The organism is Flavobacterium urocaniciphilum, assembly GCF_900110615.1.
Taxonomy (GTDB): Bacteria; Bacteroidota; Bacteroidia; order Flavobacteriales; family Flavobacteriaceae; genus Flavobacterium; species Flavobacterium urocaniciphilum.
The window spans coordinates 13,526-35,435 of the sequence record NZ_FOEI01000010.1; the positions used below are offsets into that span (position 1 = coordinate 13,526).

The 21,910-nt window shown below is 31.3% G+C and carries 21 protein-coding genes and 1 tRNA gene; 9 read left to right on the forward strand and 13 right to left on the reverse strand.

Annotation, left to right across the window (positions count from 1 at the left end):
- Positions 1-8: 8 nt before the first annotated feature.
- Positions 9-1,313, reverse strand: coding sequence for an NAD(P)/FAD-dependent oxidoreductase (locus BMY86_RS12560; protein ID WP_091470149.1), 1,305 nt, complete (start codon positions 1,311-1,313; stop codon positions 9-11).
- Between the two features lie 203 nt (positions 1,314-1,516).
- On the opposite strand from BMY86_RS12560, the gene BMY86_RS12565 reads away from it, so the two are divergent.
- Both BMY86_RS12565 and BMY86_RS12570 read left to right on the forward strand, forming a co-directional pair.
- The gene (locus BMY86_RS12565; protein ID WP_091470153.1) at positions 1,517-2,011 is read left to right on the forward strand and encodes an RNA polymerase sigma factor; all 495 of its coding nucleotides are present in this window, start codon (positions 1,517-1,519) and stop codon (positions 2,009-2,011) included.
- 3 nt (positions 2,012-2,014) lie between these two features.
- Positions 2,015-2,650, forward strand: a complete 636-nt coding sequence (locus BMY86_RS12570) for a hypothetical protein (protein WP_091470156.1) — start codon at positions 2,015-2,017, stop codon at positions 2,648-2,650.
- 39 nt (positions 2,651-2,689) lie between these two features.
- On the opposite strand, the gene BMY86_RS12575 is transcribed toward BMY86_RS12570, so the two are convergent.
- Together BMY86_RS12575 and BMY86_RS12580 are read right to left on the reverse strand one after the other, a co-directional pair.
- On the reverse strand, positions 2,690-3,493 hold the full coding sequence (locus BMY86_RS12575) for a lysophospholipid acyltransferase family protein (protein WP_091470158.1): 804 nt from the start codon (positions 3,491-3,493) through the stop codon (positions 2,690-2,692).
- Between the two features lie 44 nt (positions 3,494-3,537).
- On the reverse strand, positions 3,538-4,179 hold the full coding sequence (locus BMY86_RS12580) for an NUDIX hydrolase (protein ID WP_091470161.1): 642 nt from the start codon (positions 4,177-4,179) through the stop codon (positions 3,538-3,540).
- A 45-nt stretch (positions 4,180-4,224) separates the two neighbouring features.
- On the opposite strand from BMY86_RS12580, the gene BMY86_RS12585 reads away from it, so the two are divergent.
- Positions 4,225-4,668 (forward strand): DUF4268 domain-containing protein, encoded by a 444-nt coding sequence (locus BMY86_RS12585; RefSeq protein WP_091470164.1) that lies wholly within the window; start codon positions 4,225-4,227, stop codon positions 4,666-4,668.
- 71 nt (positions 4,669-4,739) lie between these two features.
- Here BMY86_RS12585 and BMY86_RS12590 read toward each other — a convergent pair whose 3' ends face one another.
- From BMY86_RS12590 to idi, 9 genes are all read right to left on the reverse strand, one after another.
- Entirely contained in the window at positions 4,740-6,536 is a 1,797-nt protein-coding gene (locus BMY86_RS12590) for an acyl-CoA dehydrogenase family protein (protein WP_091470168.1), read from the reverse strand.
- 32 nt (positions 6,537-6,568) lie between these two features.
- Positions 6,569-7,750, reverse strand: coding sequence for a thiolase family protein (locus BMY86_RS12595; protein WP_091470171.1), 1,182 nt, complete (start codon positions 7,748-7,750; stop codon positions 6,569-6,571).
- 15 nt (positions 7,751-7,765) lie between these two features.
- Entirely contained in the window at positions 7,766-10,156 is a 2,391-nt protein-coding gene (locus BMY86_RS12600; protein ID WP_091470175.1) for a 3-hydroxyacyl-CoA dehydrogenase/enoyl-CoA hydratase family protein, read from the reverse strand.
- Positions 10,157-10,179: 23 nt separating this feature from the next.
- Entirely contained in the window at positions 10,180-10,626 is a 447-nt protein-coding gene (locus BMY86_RS12605) for a MarR family winged helix-turn-helix transcriptional regulator (protein WP_091470178.1), read from the reverse strand.
- Between the two features lie 222 nt (positions 10,627-10,848).
- Positions 10,849-10,922: transfer RNA gene (locus BMY86_RS12610), tRNA-Thr, on the reverse strand.
- 82 nt (positions 10,923-11,004) lie between these two features.
- Complete coding sequence (locus tag BMY86_RS12615; RefSeq protein ID WP_091470182.1) at positions 11,005-11,274, reverse strand: hypothetical protein; 270 nt, start codon at positions 11,272-11,274, stop codon at positions 11,005-11,007.
- 57 nt (positions 11,275-11,331) lie between these two features.
- A complete protein-coding gene (locus BMY86_RS12620; protein WP_091470186.1) occupies positions 11,332-12,291 on the reverse strand; it encodes a type I phosphomannose isomerase catalytic subunit in 960 nt (319 codons plus the stop codon).
- Complete coding sequence (locus BMY86_RS12625; protein ID WP_091470190.1) at positions 12,292-12,702, reverse strand: 6-pyruvoyl trahydropterin synthase family protein; 411 nt, start codon at positions 12,700-12,702, stop codon at positions 12,292-12,294.
- Position 12,703: 1 nt separating this feature from the next.
- Complete coding sequence (idi, locus tag BMY86_RS12630) at positions 12,704-13,243, reverse strand: isopentenyl-diphosphate Delta-isomerase (RefSeq protein ID WP_091470193.1); 540 nt, start codon at positions 13,241-13,243, stop codon at positions 12,704-12,706.
- A gap of 151 nt (positions 13,244-13,394) precedes the next feature.
- On the opposite strand from idi, the gene BMY86_RS12635 reads away from it, so the two are divergent.
- The 6 genes from BMY86_RS12635 to BMY86_RS12660 all read left to right on the forward strand — a co-directional run bounded on the left by BMY86_RS12635 (position 13,395) and on the right by BMY86_RS12660 (position 18,763).
- On the forward strand, positions 13,395-14,165 hold the full coding sequence (locus BMY86_RS12635) for a ParA family protein (RefSeq protein ID WP_091470312.1): 771 nt from the start codon (positions 13,395-13,397) through the stop codon (positions 14,163-14,165).
- Positions 14,165-15,064 (forward strand): ParB/RepB/Spo0J family partition protein, encoded by a 900-nt coding sequence (locus BMY86_RS12640; protein WP_091470197.1) that lies wholly within the window; start codon positions 14,165-14,167, stop codon positions 15,062-15,064. Before BMY86_RS12635 ends, BMY86_RS12640 begins: the two co-directional genes overlap by 1 nt.
- Positions 15,064-15,627, forward strand: coding sequence for a DUF5683 domain-containing protein (locus BMY86_RS12645; RefSeq protein ID WP_091470200.1), 564 nt, complete (start codon positions 15,064-15,066; stop codon positions 15,625-15,627). The genes BMY86_RS12640 and BMY86_RS12645 overlap by 1 nt, the downstream gene beginning before the upstream one ends.
- 118 nt (positions 15,628-15,745) lie before the next feature.
- Positions 15,746-16,444: a 4-hydroxy-tetrahydrodipicolinate reductase gene (gene dapB, locus BMY86_RS12650; protein WP_091470202.1), complete on the forward strand. Its 699-nt coding sequence runs from the start codon at positions 15,746-15,748 to the stop codon at positions 16,442-16,444.
- Between the two features lie 44 nt (positions 16,445-16,488).
- Complete coding sequence (gene lepB / locus BMY86_RS12655; RefSeq protein ID WP_091470206.1) at positions 16,489-18,090, forward strand: signal peptidase I; 1,602 nt, start codon at positions 16,489-16,491, stop codon at positions 18,088-18,090.
- A 61-nt stretch (positions 18,091-18,151) separates the two neighbouring features.
- Complete coding sequence (locus tag BMY86_RS12660) at positions 18,152-18,763, forward strand: WbqC family protein (protein ID WP_091470210.1); 612 nt, start codon at positions 18,152-18,154, stop codon at positions 18,761-18,763.
- Positions 18,764-18,845: 82 nt separating this feature from the next.
- Here the strand turns inward: BMY86_RS12660 and secDF are convergent, their stop codons facing one another.
- On the reverse strand, positions 18,846-21,815 hold the full coding sequence (gene secDF / locus BMY86_RS12665; protein WP_091470215.1) for a protein translocase subunit SecDF: 2,970 nt from the start codon (positions 21,813-21,815) through the stop codon (positions 18,846-18,848).
- Positions 21,816-21,910: the final 95 nt, after the last annotated feature.

Here is a 21,910-nt window from a genome sequence, read left to right on the forward strand (position 1 = left end):
CTTTATCCCTAAACCTCATCCGAAGTAAATGATTGTTGCAATTTCTTTTTATAAGGTCTGATAATTAAACGTGCTTCTCTATCAAAACGAATGTAATTATATACCCAATTTAAGAAAACAACTGCTTTATTTTTAAATCCGATTAAGGAAATTAAATGGATAAACATCCAGACAAACCATGCAAACACACCACTAAAATGAAATTTAGGCAAATCTACCACAGCTTTGTTTCTTCCAATAGTTGCCATCGAACCTTTATCGTTATATTCAAACGCTTTTAACGGCTTATTATTTTGCAAATTGACAAAATTTTCTGCTAATAATGCGCCTTGTTGTATAGCAGGTTGTGCCATTTGCGGATGTCCTTTTGGATACTTTTCCGTTTCCATGATACAAATATCACCCACAGCAAAAATAGTATCGTAACCTTTTACTTTATTATGGGCATCAACTTTTATCCTATCAATTCTTTCAAAAATGGCTTCTTTGTTTAATCCAGAAATTAATTTTCCTGCCACTCCAGCTGTCCAAATAACTGTTGATGAATGCAATTCTAAATCCGAATTTGTTGACACAACAAAACCATCATAACCTGTAACACGAACATTTTTATGCACATTAACTCCCAGTTTAGTTAAGAATTTTTCGGAAGCTATAGACGATTTTTCCGTCATGCTATCTAAAATTCTATCTCCACTTTGAATTAAATGAATTTGCATTTTATTGATATTCAAATCGGGATAATCTTTTGGCAATACTGCTTTTTTCATTTCTGCTAAAGCACCAGCTAATTCCACACCCGTTGGACCACCACCTACTAAAACGAAATTCATTAAACTTTCACGTTCCGCTTCGTCATCAGTTAAAAGTGCTGCTTCAAAACTCTCTAAAATTAAACTTCTAATATTTAAAGATTGTGGAATTGTTTTCATTGACATACTATTTCGTTCAATTTCTTTATTCCCGAAATAATTTGTTTTTGTGCCTGTGGCAATTACTAAATAATCATAATGTAAATCGCCAATATCTGCAATAATCCTATTGTTCGCTGCATCTATTTCTTTTACATCTGCCAACCGAAAATAGAAATCTTTATATTCTTTGATAACTTTTCGTATTGGATATGCGATAGAATCTGGCTCTAAACCACCTGTTGCTACTTGATATAATAAAGGTTGAAAGGTGTGATAATTATGTTTATCTAACATCACAACCTGATAGTTTTTATTTCTTAATTTTTTAGCTAAAGAAATTCCAGCAAACCCACCGCCAATAATTACAATTCTTTTTAATTCAGCATCTGGTATGTTCATTTTTGAAGTGTTTATTTACAAATTTAAGTTTTTAATTTCTTCTAATCACAAAGTTTCCAAAGATTTTTCTCAAAGTTCTCAAAGCATTTTTTAACATTTTCAACTTGATTCTTTTTACTTTTTACTAGCCTCTTTTCTAAATACATTTTACTTTTTTTTAATCATCTTTGTAACAAATGCAAAAACATTTCTACTTATAGTGTATGAAATCTGAATCGGAAGAAAGTTTCGTTAAACAATTAAAGGCAAATCAGAATATTGTCCACAAAATTTGTAGGCTATATACATCTGATCAGGATTCTCATAATGATTTGTTTCAAGAAATTACAATTCAGTTATGGAAAGCTTATCCACAATTTAGAGGCGATTCCAAATTTACTACTTGGGCCTATCGTGTTGGATTAAATACCGCAATTACTTTATATCGAAAGAAAAAAAGAAGTATTGAAACTACTCCTTTTGATACAGAATTTCATAGAATTAAAACAGACGAATATAATTACGAAGAAGAAGAGCAGTTGAAATTAATGTATAAAGCAATATCTGAGCTGAATGACATTGACAAAGCTTTAATCTTTTTATATTTAGAAGACAACGATTACACCGAAATTTCGGAAACTTTAGGAATTAGCGAAGTGAATGCTCGTGTGAAAATGAATAGAATTAAAGGGAAACTTAAAAAAATATTAAATCCGTAACCCATGGATGAATTAGAATTATTAAAAAAAGACTGGAAGAAAAACGATATGCAATTTAAGCAAGTTTCTGAAAAAGAAATTTATTCGATGTTGCACAAAAGTTCGTCTTCTATAGTAAAATGGATCTTTATCATTAGCGTTCTAGAAATTGTTTTTTGGACAGGATTAAGTGTACTTACAAGTAACGATACTTATTGGAAGATGCTAGAGAAATATCATTTAAAAACCATAATGCAAATTTTATCCATAATTAACTTTGGAGTAATTGCTTATTTCATTTATAGATTTTATAGCAATTACAAAAAAATTAACGCTACAGATTCAATTAATCAATTATTAAAAACCATTATTAATTCTAGAAAAACGGTTAAACAATACGTTACGTATAACTTAGCCATGATTGCTTTATCTTTAATTTTATTTTTTGGTTCTCAAGCGATGTACGAACCCAAAATTCAAGATATTTTAAACAAATTTGGAACAAATTCCTCTAAAGGTTATTTAATTGTATTTGGTTCATATTTCTTAATTATTTTAGTATTTACCATTATTATTTGGCTTTTCTACAAATTGATTTACGGTTTATTATTAAGACGATTAAATAAAAACTATAAAGAATTACAAAAAATAGATTTCTAAATAAAAAAGCCGTTCGATAATTGAACGGCTTTTTTTATTTTAATATTTCCATTGACGCTCACGATTGAGTTTCAATTCTTCTTCTAAAATTTCTTGAGGAATAACTTTTAAAAATGATGAATGTTGTTCGATTGCAAATTCAATTTGTTCAACAATTTTTTCCACTGAATCATTTTCGTAATCAATTTCTAATGGTGGTTTAATTTCCATAGATTGTAGAATTCCTTTTTTCTTTACGAATAATCCTTTCCTGTCAAATGAACGACGAAATCCATCAATTACTATTGGTACAACTATTGGTTTATGTTGTTTAATAATGTGAGCTGTTCCTTTACGCACTGGTTTGAAAGAACGTGTTGTTCCTTGTGGGAATGTAATAACCCAACCATCTTCTAAAGCAATTTTAATGTTTTCGGTATCGTTTGGATTTACTTCTCTTTTAATATCTTTTCCTTCTGCACGCCAAGTTCTTTCAACTGTAATCGCACCAACATAAGCTAAAATTCTTGGTAATAATCCTTCTTGCATGGTTTCTTTAGCTGCAACATAATACATATTTAATTTAGGCTTCCATAAATACATTACGTTTTTAATATTGTCCTCTCTACCTTTTAAAGCAGCATTAAATACGTGAAACATTGCAGTAACATCAGCAAAATAGGTTTGATGATTTGAAATAAAAAGAACGTTTCTATCTGGTAAACTTCTAATAATTTCAGAACCATCAATTTGCAAATTATTAAAGCTTCTGTAACGACTATGTGTAATTAAACCAAGAATACGGATTAACCACGTCTTGATGAATAATATATGTCCGAATGGATTTCTTTTAAATAATCCCATAAGTTTTAAGTTTGAAAAAGGGTTGCAAATTTAGCAATTTTAAACTACTTGATCGCATTTTTAAACAACTCTTTTAATTCACTGAGCATCATTGCAGTAGCTCCCCAAACTACATATTTTTCCACTTGAAAAGCTGGAACATCAATATTTGTAGCATAAGAAGTGGTCATTTTTGTTTGTACAATAATTTCATCATTAAGTAACTGATGAATAGGTAATTCCAAAACCCTTTTAACCTCATCTGGATTCGGTTTGAATTCTAAATTCTCCGTTGAAAAACCTAAATAAGGTGTGACCAAAAAATTACTTGGTGGAATGTAAATTTCACTAAACTGTCTAATAATTTCTATACGATGCATTTCTATTCCGACCTCTTCTTCCGTTTCTCTTAATGCCGTATATTCTAAATTTTCATCTTCTACTTCTTCTTTCCCACCAGGAAAACTAATTTGTGAAGAATGCACTCCTGGATAAGTATTACGAACTATTAAAGCCAAATGCGCTAAGTCATTTTTAGGATAAACCAACATCAAAACTGCTGCATTTCTAGGTTGTTTTTCGGTATACGATTTATCCTTAAGATAAGTAATTCGTTCCAAAGGTGCCATTTTTATGTGCGCATCTGTGGCCAACAACTTTTCTTTCTTTAAATTTGTAATATTATTTATAAAGTAATGGAATTGCATTTTTTTTAAATTCTAACACATAAAGGTACAAAAATATTTACATAAATGTATAGTAAAGCAGAAGCACAATTAATAAAAAAAGAATTTTGGAGCACTTTTGGAAACGAATATCCAAGAAAGTGGTTATTGTATAATACCAAAATTAAAGATGTCACTTTTAAATTTAATGTCGACAATAAAAAGGCATACGTAATGCTAGATATTGAGCCAAAAGAAGACAACAAAAGAACCATTTACTATGAAAAAGTAGAATCTTTAAAAGATATTTTGTTGGAAGAATTTTTACCAGATGCAATTTTCGAACGCAATTTGTATTTAGAGAATGGAAAAGTAATTAGTCGAATTTGGGTGGAACTTTCAAATGTAAGTTTAAACCGAAAAACCGACTGGGAAACCATTTTCAATTTCTTCTATGATAAGATGGATGCTTTTGAACGTTTCTTTTATGAGCACGAAGATTATATTAAAGATTTGGAGATTAATACTTAATATATAGCATAAAAAAATCCCTCTAATAAATATTAGAAGGGATTTTTTTTACAAACAAATTAAACTAATTATTAAAAACAATAATTATTTTCTGCGATTACCTTAGCGGCAATTTGCTCTCTCAATTTAACAACATTAGGCATGTTTACATATTTTGTATAACGGCGTAATCCCATTAACATCATACGTTGTTCGTCGCCCTCAGCAAAAGAAACAATTCCTTCTTTTCCTTTTTGAGTTACTACATCAACTGCGTTGTATAAATATAATTGAGACATTGCTAATTGTTCAGCAACTTTATCAGCACCTAATTTCTTAGCCATTTTCTCCGTTCTTAAAATAGCACTTTCTGCCATATAAATTTCAATTAGCATATCTGAAGCCGCCATTAATAATTGTTGGTGCGATTCTAAATCTGGTCCAAATTTTTGAACTGCTGCACCAGCAACCATTAAAAATGCTTTTTTCAGCTTACCAATCATTTCTTTTTCTTCTGCTAATAACTCAGTGTAATCTGGCACATCGAAAGATGGAATTCCCATTAATTCTTCGGCAACAGCCATAGCTGGACCTAATAAATCAACATGACCTTTCATGGCTTTTTTTACTAACATTCCCACAGAAAGCATACGATTGATCTCGTTTGTACCTTCGTAAATACGAGCAATACGAGCATCTCTCCAAGCTGATTCCATTGGTGTATCTTCAGAGAATCCCATTCCTCCAAAAATTTGAATTCCTTCATCTGTACAATTTTGAACATCCTCAGAAACTGCAACTTTTAAGATAGAACACTCAATTGCATATTCTTCTACACCTTTTAATTCTGCTTCTTGGTGTGAATTGCCATCTGCTTCACGAGCTTCAATTCTGTTTTGAATATCTCCAGCCGCTCTATAAACTGCACTTTCATCAACAAAACAATTCGTAGCCATTTCCGCTAATTTTGATTGAATGGCTCCGAAACTAGAAATTGGCGTATTGAACTGCATTCTTTCATTTGCGTATTTAACTGCTCCAGAAATAGTTCTTCTTTGTGCTTCTAAACACGCAGCCGCTAATTTAATACGACCAACATTTAAAGCATTCATCGCAATTTTAAAACCTTCACCACGACCCGCTAACATATTCTCTACTGGAACTTTCGTTTCATTGAAGAAAACCTGACGTGTTGAACTCGCACGAATACCTAATTTATGTTCTTCTTCACCTAGTGAAATTCCGTTTAAATTATCTCTATCGTATTCAACAATAAAACCTGTAATGTTTTTATCATCTTCAATACGAGCAAAAACAATCATTATATTACAAAAACCTGCGTTAGAAATCCACATTTTTTGTCCAGAAATTAAATAGTGTGTTCCATCTGCTGATAATACCGCTTTCGTTTTTCCAGAATTCGCATCCGATCCTGCTCCTGGTTCTGTTAAACAGTACGAACCAAACCACTCACCTGAAGCCAATTTTGGAACATATTTTTGTTTTTGTTCTTCTGTACCGTATAAAGTAATTGGCATAGTTCCAATTCCAGTATGCGCTCCAAAAGCTGTTGAAAATGATCCTGTAGCACCAGAAATATAATCACATACTAAAGCTGTGTTTACGAATCCCATTCCTAATCCGCCATATGCTTCAGGAACAGCTACTCCTAAAAATCCTAATTCTCCAGCATTACGCATACATTGTTCTGTATACGCATAATCCTTTTTCTCAAATTTATCTTTATGCGCCCAAAGTTCTTTGTCTACGAATTCTTTAACAGAATCGCGCATCATAATTTGTTCTTCGTTGAAATCTTCTGGTGTGAAAACACTCTCACACTTTGTTTCTTTTACAAGGAATTGTCCTCCTCTAGTTATATCTTCCATTTCTATATTTTTTATGTTGGTTTTTAAATAGCTTACATCAATTCGAAAATTCCAGCAGTTCCTTGTCCGGTTCCGACACACATAGAAACAATACCGTATTTTGATTTTCTTAGTTTCATTTCTTCAAATAATTGAACAGATAATTTAGCACCCGTACAACCAAGAGGATGTCCTAATGCAATTGCTCCACCGTTTACGTTAATGATATCCGGATTTAAACCTAATTCACGTGTAACTGCTAAAGCTTGAGATGCAAATGCTTCGTTTAATTCAATTAAATCGATATCTTTTAGAGACAAACCTGCTTGAGATAATGCTTTTGGAATAGCTTTTACTGGTCCGATTCCCATGATTCTAGGTTCTACACCTGCTGAAGCAAAGTTGACTAAACGAGCAATTGGTTCTAAGTTTAACTCTTTCACCATTTCTTCACTCATTACTAAAACGAAAGCAGCACCATCACTCATTTGAGAAGAATTTCCTGCCGTTACGGATCCATCAGCAGCAAAAACCGGTTTTAATCCAGACAAAGCTTCAATAGAAGTTCCCGCTCTTGGTCCTTCATCTTTAGAAACCACATATGATTTCGTTTCTTTTTTACCATTTTCATTAACAAAAGTTTGTTCCACTGAAATTGGTACAATTTGATTATCGAATTTACCTTCCGCTTGTGCTTTCAACGCTTTCATATGAGATTCGTAAGCAAACTTATCCTGATCTTCTCTAGAAATGTTGAATTGTTTGGCAACAGCTTCTGCTGTTAATCCCATTCCCCAGTAATAATCTTCATTTCCGGCCGCAGCAACTTTATAATCTGGAGTTGGTTTGTAACCACCCATTGGAATATAACTCATACTTTCTGCACCACCAGCAATGATACAATGTGCCATTCCTGATTGAATTTTCGCCGTTGCCATTCCGATAGTTTCTAATCCAGATGCACAATATCTATTTACGGTCACACCAGGCACATCAGTTACTTTTAATCCCATTAAAGAAATTAAACGCCCCACGTTCAACCCTTGTTCTGCTTCTGGCATTGCATTTCCTACCATAACATCATCAATTCGGGTTTTATCTAAATTTGGCAATTGCGCCATCATATGTTCGATAGTTTCTGCGGCTAATTCGTCTGGTCTTTTAAAACGAAATAATCCTTTTGGTGCTTTTCCTACTGCTGTACGATAAGCGGATACTATATATGCTGTTTTCATAATTATTTTTTTGAATTAATTTCTTAAAGGTTTCCCTTTAGTTAACATAAACTGTACACGTTCTAACGTTTTTCTTTCTGCACATAATGATAAGAAAGCTTCACGTTCTAAATCCAATAAATATTGTTCAGAAACTAACGTTGGTTCCGATAAATCGCCACCAGCCATTACATAAGCCAGTTTATTTGCAATTTTTTGATCGTGTTCTGAAATATATTGTCCAGCTACCATTTGATCTGTACCTACTAAAAACATACCTAACGCTTGTTTTCCTAAAACTTTAATATCGTTTCTTCTTACAGGTTGTGTATAACCTTGGTTAGCCATTTGTAACGCTACTTGTTTAGCTGTTGCAATTTGACGATCTTTATTAACTACAACAATATCTCTTCCTTTTTGAAGCACTCCTAAATCGAAAGCTTCATAAGCAGAAGTAGCCACTTTAGCCATACCAACCGTTAAGAAATATTCTTGTAAAACGTTTAATTCAACATCATTTTTTCTAAATAAATCGGATGCACGAAGCGCCATTTCTTTAGAACCACCACCACCTGGAATTACACCAACTCCAAATTCTACTAATCCGATATACGTTTCAGCAGCAGCAACTGCTCTATCCGCATGCATCGTTAATTCGCAACCACCACCTAATGTCATTCCGTGAGGAGCAGCAATAACTGGAATAGCAGAATAACGGCAACGCATCATCGTATCTTGGAACATTTTTATGGCCATGTTTAACTCATCGTATTCTTGTTCTACTGCCAACATGAAAATCATAGCTAAATTGGCACCAACAGAGAAATTTGCACCTTGGTTACCGATAACTAATCCTTCGTAACCTTTTTCAGCCATATCTATAGCCTTATTAATTCCTTGTAACACTCCAGCTCCGATAGAATTCATTTTAGAAGTAAATTCTAAATTTAAAATTCCGTCACCTAAATCGGTAATAATACTTTCGCTATTATTCCAAACTTTTTTGCTTTCGCGAATATTGTTTAAAATAATAAAAGCATCTTGACCAGGAATTTTTTCTGTAGTTTTAGTATCTTTATTGTAGAAATAGGTTGCACCATCTTTTACAGAGTAGAATGACGTATTACCAGAAGCTAACATATCATTTACCCAACTTGCAGGTTGATATCCTTCAGCTTGCATTAATTCGATTCCTTTTTGCACTCCGATGGCATCCCAAATTTCGAAAGGTCCATTTTCCCATCCGAAACCAGCTTTCATAGCATCGTCAATTTTATAGAATGCATCTGTAATTTCTGGAATTCTATTTGAACAATATGCGAACATCGCAGTAAAGTTTTTACGGTAAAAATCACCTGCTTTATCTTTTCCTGTAACTAAAACTTTAAATCTATCAATTGGTTTATCAATTGTTTTAGTTAATTCTAATGTTGCAAAAGAAGCTTTTTTCGCTGAACGATATTCTAAAGTATCTAAATCTAAAGAAAGAATTTCTTTTCCTTCTTTTTTGTAGAAACCTTGATTCGTTTTGCTTCCAAGCCATTTATTTTCCATCATTTTATTGATGAATTCTGGCAATTTGAATAATTCTAAAACTTCATCCGTTTTACAATTTTCGTAAATTCCGTTGGCTACGTGAACTAAAGTATCTAAACCTACTACATCAACCGTACGGAAAGTTGCCGATTTTGGTCTTCCGATAACTGGTCCGGTTAATTTATCAACTTCTTCAATAGTTAAACCCATTTCTTTTACTTGGTGGAACAAGCTCATGATTCCGAAGATTCCGATTCTGTTTCCAATAAAAGCTGGTGTATCTTTAGCTACAACTGAAGTTTTTCCTAAGAATTTTTCTCCATAACCATTTAAGAAATCTAAAACTTCAGAAGAAGTTTGTGGTCCTGGAATAATTTCAAATAATTTTAAGTAACGAGCTGGATTGAAGAAGTGTGTTCCGCAGAAATGTTTTTGAAAATCTTCACTTCTACCTTCACTCATAAAGTGAATTGGAATTCCGGATGTATTAGAAGTAATCAATGTTCCTGGTTTACGGAATTTTTCAATTTGTTCGAAAACGCTTTTTTTGATATCTAAACGTTCTACAACTACTTCAATAATCCAATCACAAGTAGCAATTTTTGCCATATCATCCGTTGTGTTACCTGTAGTAATTCTACTTGCAAAACTTTGATGATAAATTGGAGATGGTTTTGATTTTAACGCATTTGCTAAATGATCGTTTACCAATCTGTTTCGAACCACTTTACTTTCTAAAGTCAATCCTTTTTTTGTTTCAGCTTCTGTTAATTCTTTAGGAGCAATATCTAGAAGTAAAACTTCTACACCGATATTTGCAAAATGGCAAGCAATTCCGCTTCCCATAATTCCTGAACCAATAACAGCAACTTTTTTAATATTACGTTTCATACAGATATGTATTTATATTGTGTTTATTTTATGTTTTTATCGAAAATTTCTTTTTCTAAAATTTGTTCGTTGATAATTTCAGCAACTTCCATAAAGTTTTGAAGTTGTTCTGGTGTTACTTTCGATTTAATAACTTCATTAAACTGAAGTACAGTTTGCTTTGACAATTCTCTTTTTTGCTTTCCTTCTTCAGTAAGATAAATTAGAACACCTCTTCCGTCAGCTGGATTTTTTTTACGAATGATTAATCCGCGTTCTTCCATTGACTTTAATGTTCTTGTTAAACTAGTAGCTTCCATTCCCATTCTCGGACCTAAAGCTGTTGAGGGAATTCCTTTATCTTTATCAATACTTAACAAAGCAAAACCAGTAGCCATTGTTGCGCCATACTTGGCCGCTTCTTCGTTATACATTCTTGCAACCGATTGCCATGTATATCTTAAAACATAGTCTATTGTTTTATCTTGCATATAAAATGGTTTTAGCAAATATAAAAAAAAATACTATGCATGCATAGTATTTTTAAATATTTTTTTAGGCTTTTTTTTAAAATTCTTTGAAGAGTATAGTAAAATTAAGGAAAAAATCTAAACAATTAATAAGGAATACAAACAAATGCTTGAGAAAGTGTAGAAGTAAAATCTGAAATTTGTAGAAATAAAAAAAGGAAAGCTTTCACTTTCCTTTTTTTGAGCCGATGGAGGGACTCGAACCCACGACCTGCTGATTACAAATCAGCTGCTCTAGCCAGCTGAGCTACACCGGCGACTCTATTGCTTTATTGCGGTGCAAATATAGTCTTGATTTTTTAATTTGCAAAAAAAAATTAAATTTTTTTTGACTTTTTTTTACTTTAATTCGTTTACTTGCGCAACAAATTGATTTGCAGCAGCTTCGAAATCTTTTCTTATTTGTTTAAAATGAGCTTTTTTGTTTTCAACACCTTTTTCACTCACTCTAGCCATTAATCCATCAAAAGAATCATAGATACCATCTACTAAAGCATCAGATGCTGGAGTTGGTTTTCCTGTTGTAGTCATTTCCCAAACATAAACTATGTTGATGATATCACCTAATACATAGTTAATTTCTTTTTTCAAGTTTTTAACGCTTGCCATTTTGTAATTTTTAAAATTTATGATGCAAAAGTAAACAATATATTGATATACTACTAATTAAATTGTGATTTCAAGTATCGTAGCATTTCCAATTAGCTCAAATTCTTCAATTATGGCCGGAATTAAAATCGTATCACCTTTTTCAAATTCATAACCTTCATTATCGAAAAACAAAGAAAATTCACCATGTGTACACATTAGAACCGTAAAAGTATCGTTTTGCTTTTTCCAAAAATATTCACCAGAAACTGGTAAAATATTTGTTTTAAAGAAAGGACAATTTACTAATTCTGTACTTTGATTAATAATTTTTGCATATTTAACTTGCGCGTTAGAAACCTCAAAATTAATAGCATCAAGCGCTAATTCGGTATGCAATTCTCTTTCATTTCCATTAGCATCTACTCTATCCCAATCGTATAAACGATACGTAATATCACTAGTTTGTTGAATTTCGGCAATTAATACCCCAGCTCCAATTGCATGAACCGTACCCGTTTCCAAAAAGAACGTATCTCCTTTTTTTACTGGAATTTCATTTAAAGCACTAACTAATTTTTTCTCTTTTATTAAAGTAAGATATTCTTCTTTTTCAATTTTATTTTCAAAACCGACTACTAATTTCGAATCTTCATCTGCTTGCAACACATACCACATTTCCGTTTTTCCGAAGGAATTGTGACGTAATTTAGCTAATTCATCATTTGGATGCACTTGAATAGATAAATCTTGTTGTGCATCTAAAAACTTAAAAAGCAAAGGAAATTCTAATCCGTATTTTTCAATCGATTTAGAACCTAATATTTCAGTTGGAAATTTTTCAATTAATTCATTTAAGTTCAATCCAGCAAATTCACCATCTTCTACCACACTGATATTATTTTCAACGGTAGATAATTCCCAACTTTCGCCAATTTGGTTGCCATCAAAAGATTTATTTAAATAATCTCTTAATTTATGGCCGCCCCAAATGCGTTCTTTAAAAATAGGTGTAAATTTTAAAGGATAAAAATTCATTTAATTTCCACTATAGGTTACGTAATTTCTAGGTGTTTCATACAAAACAACCTCTAAATCATATTTAATTTCGATTTGATTTCTTAATTTTCGCCATATAACTACAGCAATATTTTCAGCAGTTGGATTTAAATCTTTAAATTCAGGAACATCTAAATTTAAATTTTTATGATCAAATTCATCTTCAATATGCAATTTAATCAAATCTGCTAGTATTTTCACATCCATTACAAAACCTGTTTCTGGACTAATTTCACCTGTAATATTTACAATTAATTCGTAATTATGACCGTGGAAATTTGGATTATTACATTTTCCAAAAACCAAATCGTTTTGTTCATCAGACCAATCTTTTCGATACAACCTATGTGCGGCATTAAAATGCGCTTTTCTACTTATAGTCGCTCTCATTTTATGATCTGTTAGAAATTAATTTTTCTTCAAAATGATGGTAAAATTCTTCAAAAATAATTTTAAACCAAATAGTATATTCATCTGGATTTTGAACCATATCGTTTTTTACATCTTCAATAGCCATCCACTTCCAACTTTCTACTTCGTCTTTATTAATAATAGGTTCTTCATTAAAATAACCAATCATTACATGATCCAATTCATGTTCTGTTAAACCATTATCAAAAGGAGCTTTATAAATAAAATGAAACATTTCTTTAAGTTCTGTTTCAAATCCCATTTCTTCACGAAGTCTTCTTGTTCCTGCTTGAATATTTGATTCATTTTCTCTTTGATGACTACAACACGTGTTTGTCCAAAGTAGCGGAGAATGATATTTATGATGCGCACGTTGTTGAAGCATCAATTCGTTTTTATCATTCAAAATAAAAACTGAAAAAGCTCTGTGTAACAATGCTTTTTCATGTGCTTCTAACTTGTTCATTAACCCAATTGGATTATCATATTTATCAACTAAAATTACTTTTTCTTCTCTCACTATTGAAAATTTAGATGTCAAATTTACAAAAAAATAAATTTTAAAGACAAAGATATACTGAAATAAAGACTTTAACGCAATGTTAATAAATTTGAGTTGATAATACCATAAATAATTGTATTTTTACGCTTCGAAAATTTTAAGAGAAAAAATGGGTAAAATCATTGCAATTGCCAACCAAAAAGGCGGTGTAGGAAAAACAACAACATCAGTAAATCTTGCAGCTGCTTTAGGTGTTTTAGAGAAGAAAGTATTATTAATCGATGCCGATCCTCAAGCGAACGCAAGTTCAGGCTTAGGAATTGATGTAGAATGTGTAGAAATTGGAACCTATCAAATATTAGAACATAGTAATAAACCAGAAGAAGCGGTTATGTCTTGTACAGCGCCAAACGTTTCAATAATTCCAGCTCATATCGACTTGGTTGCTATTGAAATCGAATTGGTAGACAAGGAAAACCGTGAATACATGCTTAAACAAGCTTTACAAGAAATTAAAGAACAGTATGATTATATTATTATTGACTGCGCTCCTTCTTTAGGTTTGTTAACATTAAATGCATTAACTGCTGCTGATAGTGTAGTTATTCCAATTCAATGTGAATATTTTGCATTGGAAGGTTTAGGTAAATTATTAAACACTATAAAAAGTGTTCAAAAAATTCACAATCCAAATTTAGATATTGAAGGTTTATTATTAACCATGTACGATTCGCGTTTACGTTTATCGAATCAGGTTGTGGAAGAAGTTCAAAAACATTTCAACAACATGGTTTTTGAAACCGTTATTCAAAGAAACATTAAATTAAGTGAAGCGCCTAGTTTTGGTGAAAGTATCATTAATTATGATGCAACGAGCAAAGGAGCAGCAAATTATATTAATTTAGCAGAAGAGATTATCAAGAAAAACGACCATATATAATGACAAAAGCAGTAAAAAAGCCTGTATTAGGAAGAGGATTATCAGCACTTTTAAGTGATCCAACTAACGATATTAAATCGGTAGAAGATAAAGGTGCCGATAAAGTCGTAGGAAGCATCATTGAACTTGATATAAATTTTATTGAAATTAATCCGTTTCAACCAAGAACGAATTTCAATGAAGAAACGTTACAAGAATTAGCCAAATCTATTAAAGAAGTTGGTGTAATTCAACCTATTACAGTTAGAAAACTTGAATTTAACAAATACCAATTAATTTCTGGAGAAAGAAGATTACGTGCTTCAAAATTATTAGGACTTGCGACAATTCCGGCATATATTCGTTTAGCAAACGACAACGAATCTTTAGTTATGGCTTTAGTTGAAAATATTCAACGTCATGATTTAGATCCAATTGAAGTTGCTATATCTTACCAAAGATTAATTGAAGAAATTAGCTTAACTCAAGAAGAATTAAGTGAAAGAGTTGGTAAAAAACGTTCTACAATTACAAACTATTTACGTTTGTTAAAATTAGATCCAATCATTCAAACCGGAATGAGAGATGGATTTATTTCTATGGGTCATGGTAGAGCCTTGATTAATATTGACGATCAAGATGTTCAAAGTGATATTTACCATAAAGTAGTGACTCAAAATTTATCTGTTAGAGATACAGAAGCTTTGGTAAAAAAATACCATGAAAGTTTAAAACCAAAAGCAGAAAAAGGAACTACTTCAAAATCATTTGAAATTGCTTCAGAACAAAAGAAAACATTTACAGATTTCTTTGGTGCTAAAGTAGATGTTAATGTAGCGGCTAATGGTAAAGGAAAAATCACAATTCCGTTTCATTCTGAAGAAGATTTTAATCGAATCATCAAATTAATCAACAGCTAGTGAAGCAATTATTTTACATAGTTGGATTGTTTATTTTGAGTATTCACTTTTCGTTTGCTCAAGATAAAGAAATGCAAATTGAAACGAATAAAGAAATAAAAAACGACTCTATAAATCCTTTAGCTCCGGCAAAAGCTGCATTTTATTCTGCAATTTTACCTGGATTAGGCCAAGCGTATAACAAAAAATATTGGAAAATTCCGATTGTGTATGCTGCTTTAGGAACAGGTGTGTATTTTATTATTGATAATAGTCAAAAATACAACGATTTCAGAAACGAATACAAAGCAAGATTATTAGGAACTAACGATCCTAACGATCCAACTTTTGGTAGACTTTCAGATGACAGTGTAATTCGTGGACAAAAATTTTACCAAAGAAACCGAGATTTATCTGTTTTAATTACCGCTGGTTTATATATTTTAAACATTGTTGATGCCAATGTTGATGCACATTTATTGCAATTTAATGTAAACGATGATTTAACTTTAAAACCAGACTTACATACAAATCCTTATAACTTTAAGCAAAATGTAGGTTTTTGCATAACCTACCAATTTTAACATTGCTTTAAGTAACAAGAACAACAAAAATCTAACTAATTCAACATGAAATCGTCAAACATACATTTTTATAAATAAAAAAATATTAATTGCGATTTTAACAAATAAACAAACACACATGAAAATAGCACTTTTAGGATACGGGAAAATGGGGAAAGTAATTGAAAGAATTGCTTTAGAAAGAGGTCATGAAATTGTACTTAAAAAAGGAAGTCAAGATGGTTTTGATGGCTTATTAAATGCAGATGTTGCTATTGATTTTAGTGTTCCAGATTGCGCTGTTAGTCATATTTCAGAATGTTTAAATAACAATATTCCAGTAATTTCTGGAACTACGGGTTGGCTTGCTAATTATTCGGATATGGTTAATTTATGTGAAAAACAAAACGGAAGTTTTATTTATGGTTCAAACTTTAGTTTAGGTGTAAATATTTTTTTCGAATTAAATGCATATTTAGCTAAAATGATGAAAAACCTTTCAGACTATAAAGTTTCAATGGAAGAAATACATCACACACAAAAATTAGATGCACCAAGTGGTACAGCCATTAGCTTAGCACAAGGAATTATTGAAAATACAGAATATACAGATTGGACATTAGAAAATCCATTAGCCAATGAGATTTATATTGATGCCAAAAGAATTGAAAATATACCTGGAACACATTCTGTTTTTTATGACAGTAAAGTAGACCAAATTGAAATTAAACACACCGCTCATAGTCGCGAAGGATTTGCTCTTGGTTCTGTGATAGCAGCTGAGTGGATTATTGGTAAAAAAGGAGTGTTTACTATGAAAGACGTTTTAGGAATTTAAGTAAAAAATTTACGATTTACGATATATAAAATACAATTAATAATATGGAAATATCATCTTGGATTATCACGATTTTAATCATTAGTACGATTCATGGAATTTGTACTTGGAAATTATATTTAAAAGCAAATAGACAAGCTTGGGAAGCATTTATTCCTGTATATAATGGCATTGTAATGATGCAAATTGTAAATAGACCAAAATGGTGGATTTTATTATTATTCATTCCAATTATTAATTTATTGATTTTACCTGTAATTTGGATTGAAACACTTAGAACTTTCGGAAAGAAAACCACTGCCGATATGTGGCTTGGAATAGTTTCTTTAGGTTTATATATTGGTTATGTAAATTACACTCAAGAAGTAACTTATATTGAAAAAAGAGATACTAAACCTGCAACAAAAGCATTAGACACATTAGGTTCATTAAGTTTTGCTTTAATTGTAGCTACTTTTGTTCACACCTATTTTATTCAACCGTTTGTAATTCCAACATCATCATTAGAAAAAACATTATTGGTTGGCGATTTCTTATTTGTAAGTAAGTTTCATTATGGAGCAAGAACTCCTATCACTACAGTTGCTGCACCAATGGTTCACGATACTATTCCTGTTATTAAAACAAAATCGTATTTAGAGCGTCCGCAATTACCCTATTTCAGATTTCCTGGTTTTCAAAAAATCGAAAGAAATGACATTGTTGTATTCAACTGGCCAACAGATACATTATACCATATGTATAAAAATGCCGATAAAAAATACTACAAACCTATCGACAAAAAAACCAATTATGTAAAAAGATGTACTGCAATTCCGGGTGATAAATTGGAAATTAAGAATGGTATATTGTTCATCAATGGCAAAGAATCAATTTTACCAGAAAGAAGCAAAGTTCAATACTCATACAAAATAGCTTTTGATAACACCGTTGAAAATATTGGTAGTTATTTAGAGCAAGCATTAGTAGAAACGGAGTCAACAGATGGTTTTAGAACAAATGAAACGAAGGATACTTTAATTGTAGCAGCATTAACTAAAGCTGGCGCAGAAAAATTTAAAAGTATTACAGGAGTTAAGTCTGTAGAAAAAATAATAGCTACTACATCAGAAGATGGTATTTTCCCAGACTTTAGAGACGGAAATGCACCAAAAAACAGAAATTGGAATTTAGACAATATGGGACCAATCTATATTCCAGAAGCAGGTAAAACAGTTGCTTTAAACAAAGAAACATTACCGTTTTATAAAATGATAATTACAGAATATGAGCACCATAAATTAGAAGTGAATGGTAATGAAATTAAGATTGATGGCAAACCAGCAACTTCTTATACTTTTGCACAAAATTACTATTGGATGATGGGAGATAACCGTCATAATTCATTAGATGCTCGTTATTTCGGATTTACTCCAGAAGATCATATTGTTGGAAAGCCAATTTTCATATGGATGAGTTTTGATATAGACAACAGACTTGGAAAACCATTCTTAGACCGATTTAGAACAGATCGATTTTTCACTACAGTTAGTGGTGATGGTGAGCCTCAGTCGTATTTCAAGTATTTCTTAATCGCATTAGCAGGTTATTTTGCTTGGGATTGGTATAGAGGTAAGAAAAAGAAAAAAGAAGCAGAAACTTTATAAAATAAACAAAGAGTTGTAATTTAGTTTGCAACTCTTTTTTAATTAGAATACGATTACGAATATGAAAGATATAATTTTATACCCAACTTACTTTCCTTCAATAAGTCATTATATTGCTTTAGTAAATGCTGAGAAAGTAACTTTTGAAGTAGAAGACACTTTTCAAAAACAAACCAACAGAAACAGAATGTACATTTATAGTCCGAATGGCATTCAAATGTTAAACATTCCTTTGAAACATGATATTGGTGTAACGAAGTTTAAAGATATTAAAATTGAAAATGATTTTAATTGGCAAAAGAATCATTTCAAATCACTAGAAGCAGCTTATCGTGCTTCACCCTTTTTCGAGTATTTTGAAGATGATTTCCGACCTATTTTCGAAAAAAAGCACACATATATGCAAGACTTAAATTTTGAGGTTTTCGACTTAATAAATGATGCTTTAGGAATAAACATTCCATTTGAAAAAACAACCGAATATTTTCATGACATTTCTGAAAAATTAGATTTTAGATATTTAGTTAACGGAAAGAAAGATTCTACTGTTATTGAACCTTATACACAAGTTTTTGAAACCAAACACGGTTTTATAAATAACTTATCTATATTAGATTTATTATTTAATGAAGGAAGACATGCCGTAGATTATTTGAAACAACACAGTTTATAATTACTAAAAAGCTATTTAAAAACTTAATATAAAAAAAGTCCCGATTTACATCGGGACTTTTTTATTTGAAAGATATTAAAGATTAAGCGTTATGCTCTTCTTCAATTTGTCTTTTATCAGCATTTGGCATCGTATCTACTAATACTGGAGTAGCAATAAATAACGATGAATATGTACCTACAATAATACCAATTAACATTGCGAAAATAAATCCACGAATAGAATCTCCACCAAAGAAGAACATAATTGATAATACTAAAATCATTGTTAATGATGTATTTAATGTACGTGATAACGTTGTATTAATTGAGTCATTTACAATTTGATCAAAACTTCCATGGTGAGATTTACCACCTAAGAATTCACGAATTCTATCGAATACAATTACCGTATCATTCATAGAATAACCAATAACTGTTAAGATAGCAGCAATAAAGTGCTGATCGATTTCCATATGGAAAGGCATGAATTTGTATAATGCAGAATAAATACCTAATACGAAAATAACGTCGTGAGCTACTGCAGCAATTGCACCTAAAGAATATTGGTATTTTCTAAATGAAACTACTAAGTATAAACAAACAATTAACATTGCTCCGATAACTGCCCAATAAGCGTTTGTTTTAATATCTTCAGCTACCGTTGGACCAACTTTCATAGATTGAACAACTCCAAAAGATTTACCTTCTTGAGTATTATTGAATTCATCATAAGTAAGTTGTTTTGCAAAGAAAGGTTTTAAAGCATTGTATAATTTTTCTTTGATTTCTTTATCAACTGCAACACCTTCTTCTTTAATTTTATATTTCGTTGTAATTTTTAATTGATTATCTGTACCGATAACTTTAGCTTCAGCACTTTTAAATACATCTTCAGCAGATAAAACTTTAGTAACATCTTCAGCAGAAACTGGTTTGTCAAATTTAACTTGATATGTTCTACCTCCTACGAAGTCAATACCTTGATCAAATCCATTTGTAAAGAAAGAAGCAAAACTTAAAATACATACTAATAAAGAGAAAGCATAAGTAAATTTCTTAATTTTTAAGTAATCAAATTTAAATCCTGTAAACCAATTTTTAGTAATATTAGTACAGAACGCTAAAGATCTTCCTTTTGCAATATCGTTATCAATAAAGAAACGAGCAATAAAAATAGATGTAAATAACGATGTAAAAATACCAATTAATAATGTAGTTGCGAAACCTCTAATTGGACCTTCACCAAAGATAAATAAGATAGCACCTGTTAAAATGTGAGTTACGTTTGCATCAATAATAGAACGCATAGCACCTTTCCATCCGAAAGCTGTTTTTACAGCATCTTCTAATGATAAACCTGCTCTTAATTCTTCTTTTGCTCTTTCGTAAATAATAATGTTTGCATCTACTGCCGTACCCATTGTTAATACGATACCTGCAATACCTGGTAATGTTAATACGAAACCTAAGCTCGCCATTAAACCAAATAATATGATTAAGTTAACAATTAATGCAGCATTTGCATACCATCCAGCTCTACCGTAATAGAATACCATCCATAACGAAACTAATAATAATCCAATAATAGAAGATAAAATTCCATTATCAATAGCTTCTTGACCTAAAGATGGTCCAACAACAGCACTTTGAACAATTTCAGCAGCAGCAGGTAATTTACCAGCTCTTAATACGTTTTCTAAATCGGCAGTTTCTTCTAAAGTAAAGTTTCCTGAAATTTCAGTTTGACCACCAGAAATAGCTTGTTTAGCAGAAGCAGCAGAATAAACTACATTATCTAAAACAATAGCAACCATATTACCTTGTTTTGCGATATCTCCTGTTAATTGCTCCCATTTTCTTGAACCTGTTGGGTTCATTTGCATACTAACAGCTGGTTTACCAAAACGGTCGAAAGATTTCGACGCATCTGTAACTGCTCCTCCTGTTAAAGGTGCAATACCATCAGCAGTACCTTTTAAGAAATATAATTCTGTAATGTCTTTATTTTTATCATTTGTTTTACCCCAAGCAAATTTTGCATTAGATGCAGCAGCTGGTAATAAAGCTCTGATATCTGCTCTTTTTAAATAAGAGTTAATTAAAGCAGTATCTTTAACATTGAATGAAGGATTCATTGATTGAGCCTTCATATCAATTTTACTAAAGATTGGGCCTAAATCTTTTGGAGATTTATCAGCCGTTTTGTTATCTGTAATTAAATCGTTGATTTTAGATTTAGTATCAGTTGCAGCAGCTTTAGTAGTATCTACAGCAGCAGTTGTAGCTTTCGTTTCCGTTTTCTTTAACGCATCGTTAGCTAAAACTAAAAAGTTTCCAACTTCGTCTGGTTTTAAAGTTTCCCAAAACTCTAATTGAGCTGTACTAGATAATAATTTTTCAACTCTATCAATATCTTTAGCACCAGGTAATTCAACTAAAATTCTTCCTGATTCTCCTAATTTTTGAATATTTGGCTGAACAACACCGAATTTATCGATACGCTCTCTTAATACTCCGTAAGCACTTTCAATTGATTCAGAAACTTTCTTTTTAAGAACCACTTTAACTTGATCATCAGTCATGTTAAGTTGAATCTCATCTGATAAATTTCTATTATAAAAAGCCTCTGGAGAAGCTAATTTTACTGTACCATTTGATTCAGCAGCAAAAGCATCAAAAAATGCATCTAAATAATCTTGATTTCCTTTTCTTTCTTTAGTAGCTCTAGATAAAGCTCTGTTGAAAGTAGGGTTTTTAGAGTTATTAGATAATCCTTTTAAAATGTCTTTTACAGAAACTTCTAAGATTACGTTAATACCTCCTTCAAGGTCAAGACCTTTGTTGATTTGTTTTTCTACCACATCATTATAAGTAAATGAAGTAAATCCTAAGTTCATTACTTCTTTTTCACCCATAGATTTTAAATACTCATTCTCTTTAGATGTGTCACCTTTGGCAAATTCTTTCGCATCATTAGCAATACCATTTGCAACGAATGTAAATGATAACTGATAAATACTTACAAGTGTAAATACGATTGCAAAGAATTTAATTAGTCCCTTGTTCTGCATTATTAATTATTTTAGTTATTTTTTTTAAAAACGGACAAATATATCATTTCAAACACGATAAAACAATTTTATTTTCAGTTATCCTCTGTTTTTTT

Coding starts and splice junctions, on each gene's coding strand:
- BMY86_RS12565 (WP_091470153.1), top strand. CDS start 1,517: ATGAAATCTGAATCGGAAGAAAGTTTCGTTAAACAATTAAAGGCAAAT.
- lepB (WP_091470206.1), top strand. CDS start 16,489: ATGGAAATATCATCTTGGATTATCACGATTTTAATCATTAGTACGATT.
- BMY86_RS12615 (WP_091470182.1), bottom strand. CDS start 11,274: ATGGCAAGCGTTAAAAACTTGAAAAAAGAAATTAACTATGTATTAGGT.
- BMY86_RS12570 (WP_091470156.1), top strand. CDS start 2,015: ATGGATGAATTAGAATTATTAAAAAAAGACTGGAAGAAAAACGATATG.
- BMY86_RS12580 (WP_091470161.1), bottom strand. CDS start 4,179: ATGCAATTCCATTACTTTATAAATAATATTACAAATTTAAAGAAAGAA.
- BMY86_RS12575 (WP_091470158.1), bottom strand. CDS start 3,493: ATGGGATTATTTAAAAGAAATCCATTCGGACATATATTATTCATCAAG.
- BMY86_RS12590 (WP_091470168.1), bottom strand. CDS start 6,536: ATGGAAGATATAACTAGAGGAGGACAATTCCTTGTAAAAGAAACAAAG.
- BMY86_RS12635 (WP_091470312.1), top strand. CDS start 13,395: ATGGGTAAAATCATTGCAATTGCCAACCAAAAAGGCGGTGTAGGAAAA.
- BMY86_RS12660 (WP_091470210.1), top strand. CDS start 18,152: ATGAAAGATATAATTTTATACCCAACTTACTTTCCTTCAATAAGTCAT.
- BMY86_RS12605 (WP_091470178.1), bottom strand. CDS start 10,626: ATGCAAGATAAAACAATAGACTATGTTTTAAGATATACATGGCAATCG.
- BMY86_RS12595 (WP_091470171.1), bottom strand. CDS start 7,750: ATGAAAACAGCATATATAGTATCCGCTTATCGTACAGCAGTAGGAAAA.
- dapB (WP_091470202.1), top strand. CDS start 15,746: ATGAAAATAGCACTTTTAGGATACGGGAAAATGGGGAAAGTAATTGAA.
- BMY86_RS12625 (WP_091470190.1), bottom strand. CDS start 12,702: ATGAGAGCGACTATAAGTAGAAAAGCGCATTTTAATGCCGCACATAGG.
- secDF (WP_091470215.1), bottom strand. CDS start 21,815: ATGCAGAACAAGGGACTAATTAAATTCTTTGCAATCGTATTTACACTT.
- BMY86_RS12640 (WP_091470197.1), top strand. CDS start 14,165: ATGACAAAAGCAGTAAAAAAGCCTGTATTAGGAAGAGGATTATCAGCA.
- BMY86_RS12585 (WP_091470164.1), top strand. CDS start 4,225: ATGTATAGTAAAGCAGAAGCACAATTAATAAAAAAAGAATTTTGGAGC.
- BMY86_RS12560 (WP_091470149.1), bottom strand. CDS start 1,313: ATGAACATACCAGATGCTGAATTAAAAAGAATTGTAATTATTGGCGGT.
- BMY86_RS12620 (WP_091470186.1), bottom strand. CDS start 12,291: ATGAATTTTTATCCTTTAAAATTTACACCTATTTTTAAAGAACGCATT.
- BMY86_RS12600 (WP_091470175.1), bottom strand. CDS start 10,156: ATGAAACGTAATATTAAAAAAGTTGCTGTTATTGGTTCAGGAATTATG.